The sequence below is a fragment of the Prochlorococcus sp. G4PB16 genome, from assembly GCF_059772465.1.
The window spans coordinates 1,491,655-1,503,896 of the sequence record NZ_CM186289.1 but is presented as its reverse complement, the minus strand read 5'-3'; the positions used below and the strand labels follow the sequence as shown (position 1 = coordinate 1,503,896).

Below are 12,242 nucleotides of genomic sequence, written 5' to 3'. Positions count from 1 at the left end.
AATGTTGATAGCAAACTTTTTTGATAAATTTTTTAAATACAAGCAAAATAATAGAAATAAAATTGTGAAGTACAGTTCAAATAAAACAATTGACTTAGAAATTGATATAAACAATAAAATCATAGAAATAGATCAGAAAATATCAGAAAATAGTCAAGCTTTGCTTCAGGCACAAATCATAAGATTAAGATCCACTTTCTCAACATCAAATAATTTTATCAAAAGAATAGGGACAAATGTCTATAAGAAGAAATTAGAGGAATCAATTAATTGGCATCAAAAACAGATACAAGAACTATATTTTGAAAGAAGAGAATTACAAATTAATCTAGAAAAAATCAAAGGTAAATTTTGGATAAATCGATTCAAAAGATTTTTGAAAATTATTTTCTTAGGATTTTTTATCTTTTTATTTATAGTTATATTTTTATCTGGTTTTATGATTATTATTTATTTATTACCACTTTTAATATTAATTTTCCTAGGCTATTTATTAGCGACAAAAAAATATTAAGCAATCTTTTAATGTAAATAAATCTTAATTTAAATTTAAATAAATTTCATCATCAAAAGAATGCTTTTTAAAAAGTTATTTCTAGATTTTCCTACCATTGGCTTAAACAACACATACGCAAACACCCAAAGAACTGGCTTAAGACAGAGAAATAACTTCTAAAAATTCAGTAATTTTATAAAATGACTAGCACCAGCAAAACTTATCATCTATTGGTGCGTCTACTAAAGGCACTACCAGTTAAAAGAAGAAAGTCTTTATTAAAACTAATTCCAGTAGCAGCTTTGACTGGATTAGTAGATGTAATTGTCGTAGGAATTGTATCTAGATTATTCACAGTTTTTATAGGTCAGGCTAATCAACCGCCATTACCATTTCAAACCTTTATACCTGAAGATCCAAAAACAAAAGTTATCACTCTGGTTGTCATATATATTTCGATGAACTGGCTGGCATCATTTTCTAAATTATTCCTAAAAGCAGCACAAGAAAGACTTCGAGTAGCAATTTGGCGAGATTTATCAGAACTAGCACAAAAAAAATTACTCTCTCAACCATATGAATTTTTCCTAAACAAGAAAAGATCTGATCTATCTTCAAAGGTTTTGATCAATATTTCCAGAGTTTCAGAATTTCTAGTACGGCCAATCCTTCAGATTTCTAGCGGCTTATGCGTTATTACTTTTATATGTATCGCTGTTCTTTTTATAGCCAAATCAATAGCACTTTATTTAATTATTAGTCTCTTAACTTTTTATATATTTATATCATTGTTTGTAACACCTTATATACGATACTCTTCTCGTCAAAGATTAAAACTAGAGAAAGAAACAAACAATATTCTAACTGAATCAATGAGAACAATTATAGACGTACAACTTACTAGCTCAGAATCTTATTTTGAAAAAAGATATAAATTAGCCGGTAAAAACTCTTTCCCTTTCATTTGGAAAGCTGAAGTTCTACCAGAGTTCCCTAGATCATTAATAGAGCCTTTTGGTATTACGTTAATTTTCGCAATTGGTCTATTTCCTTATATTACTGGAAAAAACGATTCAATACTTATTGAAATAGTTCCATTCCTTGCGACCATAGCAGTTGCTGCACTAAAACTAACTCCTCCATTACAAGATTCATTTAGAGCTCTAACATCAATGCGCGCATCAATACCAGATTTGGAAGAAATACTAAAATTGATCGAACTTCCATCTAATAGGCTAACAAAAAGTTCAATAGGAGTCCCTACAAAACAAGGAATAGAGCCTAGAAACAATATAAAACTGGAAAATTTAAGTTATAAATATCCCAATAGTAATGAATACACATTAAAAGGTATCAATATCACTATCCCTATTGGTGCAAGAATAGCTTTTGTTGGAGAAACTGGAAGTGGCAAAACAACCACAGCCAATCAATTACTATGTCTTCTGAGGCCCACAGATGGAAATCTATTGTTAGATGGAGTTGAAGTTACTGATACGGAAGTACCTGCATGGCAAGATTGTTGTTCTTACGTTCCACAATCAATTACTTTATTAAATAGCAATATTATTGAAAATGTTGCATATGGTTTAGATCAGGAATCAATCGATATAGAAAGACTATGGGATGCACTTAAAGCAGCTCAACTAGCAGAACTAGTAGCAGAAATGCCAATGGGATTGCAAACGCAAGTTGGTGATAATGGAATCAGACTATCTGGAGGACAAAGGCAAAGATTGGCAATAGCAAGAGCCTTTTATAGACAATCAAAATTATTAGTTTTAGATGAGGCTACTAGTGCATTAGATAACAGAACAGAAGCAGAAGTAATGAATGCAATTGAAATTATAGGTAGACGATGCACAATAGTAACTATTGCCCACAGATTATCTACTATTGAAAAATCAGATTGCATATATGAATTTCAAAATGGAAGAATAATCGCTTTTGGTAATTATCAACAACTACTAAAAAAGTCTAATACCTTTTTTGATATGGTTGAGATTGCAAAAAGAACAACTGAATCGAATATATAAATTAAAATAAGATAAATATACTAGTGATAAATCAAACTTAAAAAAGGATTTTAAAATCTATAACTTCTTTAGCTGTAAGATATAAAATAAGACCTGTTCCAATTATTGATCCAGATAGACCGCCAAGAATACCAAAAAATAATACACTCAAATTTTTTCCATCAGAGATGGTGGTTTTAGTCGAGATAGGGCGTTTTTCAACAACTTTTAAGCGCTCAGTGGCAGGTCTGCGACTGGTTTGTTGATGTCTAACAAGTGCTTCGAAATCTGGCATTGAATTTGTTTGGCAATGGAACAATAGGCCGACCAACCTGACATTCGCCTGGGATCGGATCGACCTTTATCATCAACTGCATCAATTACTGCTGCTCCCTGGTTTTCTGCTTTATCAAAGGCTGATAACAACGGAATATCTCCCTCCAGTACAGTTAAATCAAATTTTTCAAGAGCTTCTCTTGCTTCGTTTGCAATTCTCTTTTGCCGACAGTCAACTTTAACAAGTAAAACTGCATGCTGAATATTTAACTGCTTCAGTAAAGATGCTAATTCAACAGTCAATTCAACAGACCTTGCTTTTGGCGCTGTAGGCAAAAGAACTAGGTCAGAACCAGCTGCTAAATGTTTCAACTCCTCTTCATCAGTACTTGCTTGACCATCAGTGATAACAATTTCCGACATTCTCGTTGCTTTAGCAGCTGCTTCTACAGCAACAACATTGAACTTGAGGTTACCTCTTGAGGCATATGCCAGAGCAGATCTATTTCTATCAGCATCAACTAGGCAAACATTTTTCCCTTGAGAAGACCAAACACTTGCTAGATGGATTGAGGTGCAAGTTTTAGCTACTCCACCTTTTTGGCCACATACAGTTATGAACAAAGAAAGGAAATAACATCTAAAAATTAATTTGCAGGATTAGTTCAGAAAGTCAAGTAGCAAAAGAAGGACTAATCAAGCAATGCTAATGATACATATACCAAGCATAAGAAAAGTAAATACAAGCAAGCTTATTTTGTATTTAATACTACATTTTACTCAATTATTTAGTTACTCCGGCATCAAAAGAAAATATTTTTGCTTGCAAGAAGTTTTTTCTAATGCATATTGAATTATATATATTAGAAAAAAATGTTCATCAAAAAAATTTTATTAAATACAAAAAGAAAACTTTCCAGCATTTTTAGACTTTTCAATAGAGAAGAAGAAAACTTATCAGATAGGTGTGAAAATCTGACATCACTTCCAGGCATAGGAGCAAAAAATTGTAATAATTTCTATGAGGCAGGATATATGACTCCAGAATCAATTATTTCAGCATCCGATGAAGAACTTTTAACCATACCAGGAGTGGGTATTAGCTTTGTTAAAAAATTAAGAAAAACATTCAGTAGAATATAAATTAAAAGATAAAAGAGAATATTTAGATGTATTATTAAAATTTAATAAACTTAGAGGAAGTTAAATAATAGAAATTTCTACCAGGGTAAAACATCTCCATTTGAATGCCAGAAAGTCCCACTAGTTGCAATTGTAAGTTCATCAATTCTTTGAATAAGTCCTTTGACGGATTCTTCAGGTTGAATCCCATTAGAAGTAAATCCTGTCATTCGAGTACTTACTAAACCAGGATGTAAAATTGCCACCGAAATATCTTTACTTTTTAAATCAACTGATAAAGATTTTCCAGCCATACACAAAGCCACTTTAGACATTCTGTATCCATACGAACCACCAGAGCTATTGTCCTCTATAGAACCCATACGACTACTTATTAAAGCTATTTTTGCAGATTGGCTTAGATGACTGAGCATACTTTGCACAAAGCACAATGGGCTTAAAGCATTAACCTCAAATTGATGAAGGATACTTTGCGGATCTAAATTAGAAAGAGAATTAAATTCTGCAATTCCAGCATTTTGAATCAAAACATCAATTTTGATATCACTTAACTTCTCTCTAAGCTTAATAACAGAGTCTCCTGAGGTGACGTCTATACCTGTCTCAACTCTAACTGATAATTCGTTTAACTCTAGAGATGTAGATCGACAAGTAGCAATTACGTCTTCGCCTCTATTTTTTAATTGTCGAACTAGTTCTAGACCAATCCCTCTATTGGCTCCTGTAATTAAGTAAGTAGACAAAATCAACCTTAAGCTTAAACTAGCCTAAAACAAAAAATAATAATAATTAAATTCAAGTGATACAAATTAATACCAGGTATTAAAAATTAATAAACAAGTATCAAATACATTATCAATAATTCAAATATTCATATATTGAATCAGATAGATCTGAAGGAGATCCTGAGAGAATATTAGGACCGGATAAAAAAATATATTTTTTTCTAACAGACAAATCCGCTGATAATCTAATACAACAAAATCCTTTTTTAACAACAAGTAATCTCCAAAACTCACTCCAATCTATACACTGGTCTAAAATCTCCTTTATATAAAAAGATTCATCTGAAGAATGAATTTCGATTCTTAATTTATCTCTTAAAAAAAAATATTTTGCGAGCCTCTCATTTTTTGAAGTGATTTTACCAATGTATCTAGTATTCTGCAGATCATAATCTAAAGTTTCTAAATAATTAAGAATTTGATCGATATCAATTTTACTCAAACCATCCTTTTTCAAAATTGTTATTATTGGCAAATTGTCATTCATTCTTTGATTCTTCGTTTATAATATATTATTTTATATCCATAATTCTAAAAAATTAAAATATTATCAAAATTTAACACACAATAAATTGATATAAAAAATATTTTAAATTATTATATATCATTTATGATCATAAATAATATTTTCAGAGCCTCCAATTAGAGATTTCAATGACATTTGATACGCCTTTTTGTATGAACTTGAATGAGTATTTGGCCTTAAATTTCCAAAATCAAACCAATTATCATTATCAAAATTATGAATTACTTTTCTAATCCTATATCCCAAATTAAGACTTTGATAAGCAAGCTTTCTCCATTCACCATTTTTCTTTCGATAGCCAAATTCGAAATAATAAACTCCTTTATTAATGGGAATTTGGAAAGAAATAGAAGATTGAAATTTATTTACCTCAATCTCTTTCATGATACAAGTTGAATTATTATGATTTCTATTATTACTTATGTCAAATAATCTAATAGCGTAAAAACAACTTTTACTTAAATCAATTCTAAAATTATCAATAGGACTAAGATGCCACAAACATTTGATATAACCATTCCCTAAATCATTAACTCTTAGATTACTAAATGTGTTAGTAATTTTTTTTAAGCTATTCCAAAAGTATTCTTTAACATTCACATGAAGTCCAGATTTCATTTCCTTATTTAAATTAAAATACATATTATAATTATTTCTAAAGTCTTTACTGTAAATTTTATTATCAATAAACTTATTCGTACTATTCAATACATAATTTTCTTTATTTTCTCAGGCAAAGCAAAATAAAGAATTTTTAGTAAATAATACCTATTTATAAAAAGTTAGGCTGCTTTCGACTGTTGTCTTTCAGATAGAATTGTTTCCACAAAGTCTAAAGTAGATTTTCTTGATGAGATATTGCTTGTCTTCCAGTGATTAATTAAAGTTTTCAACTCAATTATCCTTTGTTCGGCTACTTCAATTTTTTCTTCATTAGACATCGAAATAAATGAATAACTGATATGCTTTCAGAATAACCCTTTAAAAAGATATATCAATAGATAATCAAAAATTCATTAGTCTAAAAAATCAGAACCTCAAGAAAGATTAGTAGAAAATCATAACACAATAAAAAAGCCAGTTACACAGTAACTGGCTAAATAATTAATAGATGGAATTTCTATATAAATCTATTAATAATAAAACCCTTCAAGGCAGGAGTAACAGAATAACATAGCTTTCTCATTACCATTGACTCTTGACCGGTTGGTAGATACGACAATGGATCACCTCCTAAGATAAACATGTTCAAACGATAGCTAGAAAATGATCCAAGTCAGTAAATAAGGTAACAATTTTCGAAAAAACAAAGATTTGATTATGGATGATGAACAAGAAAATACTCTTAAAATAGAAGCAATGCAAGAAAATCTGATTGGGCCTTAGAGATAAAAATTGATTATTAAAGTGCGCAATTGGATAGGGCATAAAATCAAAAAAAGGTAGATTATATAGTCTCGCACTTGCTAAAAATAATATTTTGCCAAAACTGTATTTCCAACTTTAATTGTATTAGTCTAATTTTTTTTGCTGGTTTATTAACCACTCACGCAGTCACAGCCCCAATCCCATGAATAGAATTGATTGTATTATTTGTAATTGTAGGAATTATTTTAGGACAAAGCCACAAGGGAATGAATACTCCAGCTCTAGGAAATGAAAAATAAACCTCAAGACTAGCTGTACCTAACTTAAATAGATTAAGTTCTGATAAAAAAATAGCAGTGATTATTTACCCCGTAGTCGCATAAGCGCCAATGCCAGCAACGAAAATCAACATTGCTATCAACCCATTGAAACGAGCAGCATCAGAATTGTATTAATTAAAAACCTACAACAACCAACATCTAATGATCATTGAGATCGGAATACCGAACGCTTAATTTTTGGGCAAAAAATATTTATAAGTTCAGAATAGTTGACATTTCTGACTTTGACTAAGGTCTAAACTCGACAGGAACTAAAGTCTTTAAAAAATTAATTTAATTAGACAAGCGAGCAAAAAAGTTTCCTGAAGTAATCAAAAGAATACTTTGCAGAATAAAAAGAATAAAAAGAATTTCCACTTAAAGAATAGATGGGAAGAATGATCAAAAAACGACTCAAATATTTAGAAAATACGATTAGGCTTATAATTAATTAGCTGATATTTATGAAGATCTCTTCTGTTCTGATACAGACTACGATGTAGACGATATTATGAAATTATTGAAATATAAAATATTTGTCATAAATCAAAGTAATTTATTGAATATCTAAAAATTGAATACTGAAAGAGAAATTTAAGTGAAAATCACTCCCTACTGATCGTAAGTAAATGCAGAATTTAATAGCCATGCTGCTCAAGAAAGAAAGATTATTTTGTTTGCACCATCTTCTTTTTTATCTCTAATATTTAAAATCATATAATTAGAATTAGTACTCTCGTTAAAAAAACAAGTCATGTCTGAGAAAAACGTTTTTGGTACTGAATTAAAATCATGTAGTTGCAAGCCAATGACCGGGTGGTATCGAGATGGATCATGTAAAACAGACATATCTGATAAAGGCATGCATACAGTATGTGCTGTTATGACCGAACAGTTTCTCTCTTATAGTAAAGCCCAAGGGAATGATCTCTCTACACCTCAAATAGGATTTCCAGGATTAAAAAAAGGCGATCACTGGTGTCTTTGTGCTCCTAGATGGAAAGAAGCATTTGAAGACGGAATGGCACCTTTAATTGACCTTGAAGCAACCGAAGAAAGTACATTAAAAATTATTGAAATAGAAATATTAAGGAAATTCTCGCATAAAAAATAATCTATTAAAAAGATTTTTATGATTAACATGTAAAGTAAATAAATCAACCAACCACTCAGTTTCTAAAAGAAAAACAAGACATTAAAAGAAGAAAAGGGGAAAAATTTAAAAACATCTGTAAAGGATGAGATAAAGATTCATAGAACATCTCATTTTATAAAATCACAGTTTTTTTAATAAATTCTAAATTTTTGTCTACTTTTCTTGCACTTTATATATTACGAGCTACAAATAAAAAAATATAAATGTATTCATGCTCACTACATCCACTCGCATTCGAATACAAGAAATATTAATTAGAATAAGTAATGGAAGTGAAGTAACTCTTGAAGAAAGAATTTACATAAACAAATTTGCATCACGTGATCAAAACGTATCCTCGTGGTTACGAAAAGCTTCATATATTCAACGAAACAATCTTAGCAAGAATCCAATAGACGAATTATTAAATGGACTTGATTTATGTGCACCTGAGCCACATTCAACATACAATCCAGAGGAAGATGATCTTGGAGAATGGTTCTCTGGAGCACCCTCTTGGATTAGAAGAAGCTAGCATTTAGATAAAAAAATGATTAAAGTATAAATAAATTTTGCAGTAAATAATCAAGCAGCCTTATCATTCTTTTCAAGCTTGAGTAGATCAATAACATTAGACTTCATAGATGCAAAGTCATCATCTTTAGCTGAGGCAATAGAGTCCTTCATCAAGAGCTTTACAAGAGACGTTAAGGAAGAAAATAGATATTTTAAGCTTTCGAATATATTTCCTAATTCATTTTGAATTTCCTCTTGATGCTTCCCTTTACTCATTAATGTTGAAACAGTCCACCCAGCCAAGCCGAGAACAATTAGAAAAACTAGCGTAATCATAGTTAAAAAGAATACAAATTATGTATATCTATTCCTCACAAATAAAGCAAGCTGTAATATGTATTTTTCATAATTTTAATAAACTTAATATAATTTTTTAATATTCCAGGATGAATTGTCAACTAAGACGTCATTAATTTTTTCAAGAAATGAAAATAGAGCCCAATCAATCTCTTCTAAGATAAGAAATAAAAAAATAAAAGCTAAGATGATATTAATAATCAAAAAGTTAAAGGCATGAAAAATATTCTTAATCTCAAATATACTGATTTTTCTATTGATACACAAAGTCGAAGAATTCATCCTAAAAATTGATTTATTTATTAAATAAAGTTAATTAATTTGCATAAAAAGTCAATAGTAAAAGGAAATTATTTTATAAGTTAAATAATTTTAAGTATTTACTCTTTTATAAAGAGTCATTTCTAGTTGATAATATTGGCCAAGTTGATTGAACTATTCATAGCCACCTCTACTGCTGAACACCCCTCAAAATCAAACCAATCTCCACAAAAACCAATATTACTAGTTGAAGACCACTGTAAATCCTTAGATACAAAATTATTGATAGGTTGAGATGCCCTCCAATCCATTATATCAAAAATTGTTGATTGCCTAAATAAATCTAAGAAAATTTTGTGTTTATAAAAAATCATAATTAAGAATTCGATAATGCTATCGATATTATTTGCCACAAACTGATTATGATTAATAAAAAAACAGTGTAAGATTATAATCATAGATCCATCTGATTGGCCCTGAAAGATTATTCTTTCAAAGTTAAAATCATCCTTAATAGCTTTTGAAAAGTTTATTTGTAAATATTTATACTTAAAATCATTAACAATTTTAGAATTTGATACATACAGAATATAATTTTTTCTCTTTATATATTCTTGCTGACTTGTTATTCTAAGTAAAGAATCTAAAGTCTTATCTTTTCCTTTTTTGACCGCATCCCGAAGTGGCAAGGAATTGATATTAAAAATATTTAAACATCTTGGATGTGCTATTAAAGAACTTGACAAAACCAAGCTTTTACAACTAACAAACTTTTCATGATTAATATTCAGCTCCCATAAATCATTCCTACGTCTAATCGTTTTAGTATGTGTTTGAAATAAAAAATTAATTTTCTTTGGATTAATAGATTGACTAATTATCTCCTCACAAAAATTTATCATAAAAGGAAAACCCCTATAAATTTTTTCATTACTATAAACATTATCTATTTCACCAAATTCATTAATAACTAAAATATCATCAGTTATATCAATCAATTTTTTAGACTTTATTAATGGAGAAATTATTGAACATAAATCTTTTGAAATATTTTTACTTAAGGTAATTGATGGCAATCCATGATCAAATTGAAAGATTTTGTTTTTTCTTGATTTTCTGGTTGTTGACCTACCTCCAATTCTTGTTCCATATTCAATCAATAATATAGAGGCTTCAGAAAATCTTTTATTCAACGAAGATGCAAAAGTACAACCGGAAATACCGGCACCTATAACAATAAAATCATAAAAATTATTCATTAATTTGGTAAATATAACTCACGATTACTTGCAATTTCTCCCTCTTCCTGAAAGAAATCTTTTAACTCAATCTCCTCGTTTTGACTAATATATTCACCACACTCTTTTTTAATTCGTCCAATCGTAAATAACCAAAGAGCTTCTATAAATTTTTCATCATTAGGAAAAGCTACAAATTTTAGGTAAGTATTATTTAATGCAAACTCACTGGAAAATTCTAAGGAGAAACCCTCCTCTTTGGCCTCACAAAACTTACTTGCAAATCTCGTTCCGACTGAATTTTGAGCTGAAGTTAAATCTAACTCTATTGCTTGTAAAATTGTTATATTGTAGAAAATAATTAAAAAGAAAAAAATAATTCTAACTAAAAAAGGTAGTTTCTTAATTTGAGTCATGAAAGGAAATTTAAAATTGATCGAAAAACATTCACAAAAGGTTTTAGAAGATAAAATTATCCACTAATAGCTACTTAAAAAGGATTTATACGAATATTATATAAAAAAAAGAAAGTCACGACAGGTAGAAGATCAAAATATATTAAATGCATAGGCTACTGAATCATATAAATCGCCACCTTTTAATAGTTTTTAAAATTATTTTAGTGTAGATCTATGCTTTATTTATTTCAAAAAAATTAGTAGCGAGGCTTCATCAATATAACTATCTCTTTATAACGTGACTTTAATCTACTTTTTGGATTTTGAATTTGAGCTGTACTGCATATCATTAACAGGAAATTTTCTCTACGTGCACTCTCGCGAACTCTGCCGAATTCATGTAACGTTATAGGTCAACTTCTCTAATTAACATATTGAATGTAAACAGCCTTATGAGTTTTAGGCAGGAATGAGGATACTAGCGATGTGAACTACTGATTAAGTCAATCCACTAGTCAAATAAATACTAGATGTAAAGATCTATTGGCTTTTTAGAAGCAATGCAAAATTGATAAGCTGATCATCCAGATAAAAACCTAGTCTAAAAAGATTATAAAAACTTTTCTTACTGTAAAAAATTAAATATTACCTATTAATTTATATACTTCTCACATCAGTTATATTATCATTTATACAAATAATTCAAACCCAAGGCAAAATGAGCATCAATACTGTTTTCCTTTTTCTTTTAGTAATCGCTGCTTATTTAAATTTATATTTAACCTTTAAGAAAATAAAAATGCAGAAAAATAAAACGCAACTACCTATTTCATCTAAAGAGTGGAGAGAAAAAATAGAAGATGAAAACTTCCAATCATGGCTTTCAAATAGAGAAAAATTAAAAGATAGAAAAAAAAGATAAGTAAAATTAGGTTACTTGAACCTTCTTACTTTATATATTTTTATATCTCCAATTCAAGTTAAGTAATTGTCAGTTTAACTATATGTACCAGTATAACAAAAACCATTCTTAATACAAAAATCGTATGCAAAAAGTTTTAATGAATCAGGCATATCCTGCCATTGCATTTCTTCAAGTTGATTTAATTGCTCTGAACTTAAACTCTCTTTAGCTTCATAGGCTTCCATCATTTGAGCCCAAGTTGAGGAAAAGCTATCAAGGTAAAAGGCTTTCTGGTTCTGATTAAAAAAATTAATTATATCTTCATTGGTCACTACTTCTCTAGATAATTTCTTGTAGTGTTCAAATTCTGAAGACCAATCTGGAGTTAAATTTGAAGACATCAAGAAAAAGATTTAATTCTTTATTATAATTTATGTGCTTGTTAATAATACGTGGAATGACCAAATGCACATAATGATTTAATTGAAAATAAAAATTTAGCTA

15 protein-coding genes are annotated in these 12,242 nt (G+C 29.2%); 6 read left to right on the top strand and 9 right to left on the bottom strand.

Annotated elements, in window-relative coordinates:
• The first annotated feature begins 64 nt into the window (after positions 1 to 64).
• Positions 65 to 514 carry a hypothetical protein gene (locus AC6EIZ_RS08515; protein ID WP_498510448.1) on the top strand — a complete coding sequence of 150 codons (450 nt, stop codon included), beginning with the start codon at positions 65 to 67 and terminating at the stop codon, positions 512 to 514.
• Positions 515 to 696: 182 nt separating this feature from the next.
• The gene (locus AC6EIZ_RS08510; RefSeq protein WP_498510447.1) at positions 697 to 2,532 is read left to right on the top strand and encodes an ABC transporter ATP-binding protein; all 1,836 of its coding nucleotides are present in this window, start codon (positions 697 to 699) and stop codon (positions 2,530 to 2,532) included.
• Between the two features lie 207 nt (positions 2,533 to 2,739).
• On the opposite strand, the gene AC6EIZ_RS08505 is transcribed toward AC6EIZ_RS08510, so the two are convergent.
• Positions 2,740 to 3,411: a ParA family protein gene (locus AC6EIZ_RS08505; RefSeq protein WP_498510445.1), complete on the bottom strand. Its 672-nt coding sequence runs from the start codon at positions 3,409 to 3,411 to the stop codon at positions 2,740 to 2,742.
• A 249-nt stretch (positions 3,412 to 3,660) separates the two neighbouring features.
• Here AC6EIZ_RS08505 and AC6EIZ_RS08500 point away from each other — a divergent pair, with 249 nt between their 5' ends.
• The gene (locus AC6EIZ_RS08500) at positions 3,661 to 3,930 is read left to right on the top strand and encodes a helix-hairpin-helix domain-containing protein (RefSeq protein WP_498510443.1); all 270 of its coding nucleotides are present in this window, start codon (positions 3,661 to 3,663) and stop codon (positions 3,928 to 3,930) included.
• 77 nt (positions 3,931 to 4,007) lie between these two features.
• On the opposite strand, the gene AC6EIZ_RS08495 is transcribed toward AC6EIZ_RS08500, so the two are convergent.
• From AC6EIZ_RS08495 to AC6EIZ_RS08480, 4 genes are all read right to left on the bottom strand, one after another.
• Positions 4,008 to 4,673, bottom strand: coding sequence for an SDR family oxidoreductase (locus AC6EIZ_RS08495; protein ID WP_498510441.1), 666 nt, complete (start codon positions 4,671 to 4,673; stop codon positions 4,008 to 4,010).
• 112 nt (positions 4,674 to 4,785) lie between these two features.
• Complete coding sequence (locus tag AC6EIZ_RS08490) at positions 4,786 to 5,202, bottom strand: hypothetical protein (RefSeq protein WP_498510439.1); 417 nt, start codon at positions 5,200 to 5,202, stop codon at positions 4,786 to 4,788.
• 117 nt (positions 5,203 to 5,319) lie between these two features.
• Entirely contained in the window at positions 5,320 to 5,859 is a 540-nt protein-coding gene (locus AC6EIZ_RS08485) for a DUF4912 domain-containing protein (protein ID WP_498510437.1), read from the bottom strand.
• Positions 5,860 to 6,023: 164 nt separating this feature from the next.
• A complete protein-coding gene (locus AC6EIZ_RS08480) occupies positions 6,024 to 6,182 on the bottom strand; it encodes a hypothetical protein (protein ID WP_498510435.1) in 159 nt (52 codons plus the stop codon).
• A 1,501-nt stretch (positions 6,183 to 7,683) separates the two neighbouring features.
• On the opposite strand from AC6EIZ_RS08480, the gene AC6EIZ_RS08475 reads away from it, so the two are divergent.
• Together AC6EIZ_RS08475 and AC6EIZ_RS08470 are read left to right on the top strand one after the other, a co-directional pair.
• Complete coding sequence (locus AC6EIZ_RS08475; protein WP_498510433.1) at positions 7,684 to 8,043, top strand: DUF2237 family protein; 360 nt, start codon at positions 7,684 to 7,686, stop codon at positions 8,041 to 8,043.
• Positions 8,044 to 8,296: 253 nt separating this feature from the next.
• Positions 8,297 to 8,599 (top strand): DUF8638 family protein, encoded by a 303-nt coding sequence (locus AC6EIZ_RS08470; RefSeq protein WP_498510431.1) that lies wholly within the window; start codon positions 8,297 to 8,299, stop codon positions 8,597 to 8,599.
• A 50-nt stretch (positions 8,600 to 8,649) separates the two neighbouring features.
• On the opposite strand, the gene AC6EIZ_RS08465 is transcribed toward AC6EIZ_RS08470, so the two are convergent.
• From AC6EIZ_RS08465 to AC6EIZ_RS08455, 3 genes are all read right to left on the bottom strand, one after another.
• A complete protein-coding gene (locus AC6EIZ_RS08465) occupies positions 8,650 to 8,916 on the bottom strand; it encodes a hypothetical protein (protein WP_498510430.1) in 267 nt (88 codons plus the stop codon).
• 425 nt (positions 8,917 to 9,341) lie between these two features.
• Positions 9,342 to 10,457, bottom strand: coding sequence for an NAD(P)-binding protein (locus AC6EIZ_RS08460; protein WP_498510429.1), 1,116 nt, complete (start codon positions 10,455 to 10,457; stop codon positions 9,342 to 9,344).
• Positions 10,457 to 10,852 (bottom strand): hypothetical protein, encoded by a 396-nt coding sequence (locus AC6EIZ_RS08455; protein ID WP_498510427.1) that lies wholly within the window; start codon positions 10,850 to 10,852, stop codon positions 10,457 to 10,459. Before AC6EIZ_RS08455 ends, AC6EIZ_RS08460 begins: the two co-directional genes overlap by 1 nt.
• A gap of 700 nt (positions 10,853 to 11,552) precedes the next feature.
• Between AC6EIZ_RS08455 and AC6EIZ_RS08450 the strand changes: the two genes are divergently transcribed.
• Positions 11,553 to 11,756: a hypothetical protein gene (locus tag AC6EIZ_RS08450; protein WP_498510425.1), complete on the top strand. Its 204-nt coding sequence runs from the start codon at positions 11,553 to 11,555 to the stop codon at positions 11,754 to 11,756.
• 74 nt (positions 11,757 to 11,830) lie between these two features.
• Here AC6EIZ_RS08450 and AC6EIZ_RS08445 read toward each other — a convergent pair whose 3' ends face one another.
• A complete protein-coding gene (locus AC6EIZ_RS08445; RefSeq protein ID WP_498510423.1) occupies positions 11,831 to 12,139 on the bottom strand; it encodes a hypothetical protein in 309 nt (102 codons plus the stop codon).
• Between the last annotated feature and the right edge of the window lie 103 nt (positions 12,140 to 12,242).

Coding starts and splice junctions, on each gene's coding strand:
- AC6EIZ_RS08470 (WP_498510431.1), top strand. CDS start 8,297: ATGCTCACTACATCCACTCGCATTCGAATACAAGAAATATTAATTAGA.
- AC6EIZ_RS08475 (WP_498510433.1), top strand. CDS start 7,684: ATGTCTGAGAAAAACGTTTTTGGTACTGAATTAAAATCATGTAGTTGC.
- AC6EIZ_RS08445 (WP_498510423.1), bottom strand. CDS start 12,139: ATGTCTTCAAATTTAACTCCAGATTGGTCTTCAGAATTTGAACACTAC.
- AC6EIZ_RS08450 (WP_498510425.1), top strand. CDS start 11,553: ATGAGCATCAATACTGTTTTCCTTTTTCTTTTAGTAATCGCTGCTTAT.
- AC6EIZ_RS08460 (WP_498510429.1), bottom strand. CDS start 10,457: ATGAATAATTTTTATGATTTTATTGTTATAGGTGCCGGTATTTCCGGT.
- AC6EIZ_RS08455 (WP_498510427.1), bottom strand. CDS start 10,852: ATGACTCAAATTAAGAAACTACCTTTTTTAGTTAGAATTATTTTTTTC.
- AC6EIZ_RS08480 (WP_498510435.1), bottom strand. CDS start 6,182: ATGTCTAATGAAGAAAAAATTGAAGTAGCCGAACAAAGGATAATTGAG.
- AC6EIZ_RS08485 (WP_498510437.1), bottom strand. CDS start 5,859: ATGAAATCTGGACTTCATGTGAATGTTAAAGAATACTTTTGGAATAGC.
- AC6EIZ_RS08510 (WP_498510447.1), top strand. CDS start 697: ATGACTAGCACCAGCAAAACTTATCATCTATTGGTGCGTCTACTAAAG.
- AC6EIZ_RS08500 (WP_498510443.1), top strand. CDS start 3,661: ATGTTCATCAAAAAAATTTTATTAAATACAAAAAGAAAACTTTCCAGC.
- AC6EIZ_RS08490 (WP_498510439.1), bottom strand. CDS start 5,202: ATGAATGACAATTTGCCAATAATAACAATTTTGAAAAAGGATGGTTTG.
- AC6EIZ_RS08465 (WP_498510430.1), bottom strand. CDS start 8,916: ATGATTACGCTAGTTTTTCTAATTGTTCTCGGCTTGGCTGGGTGGACT.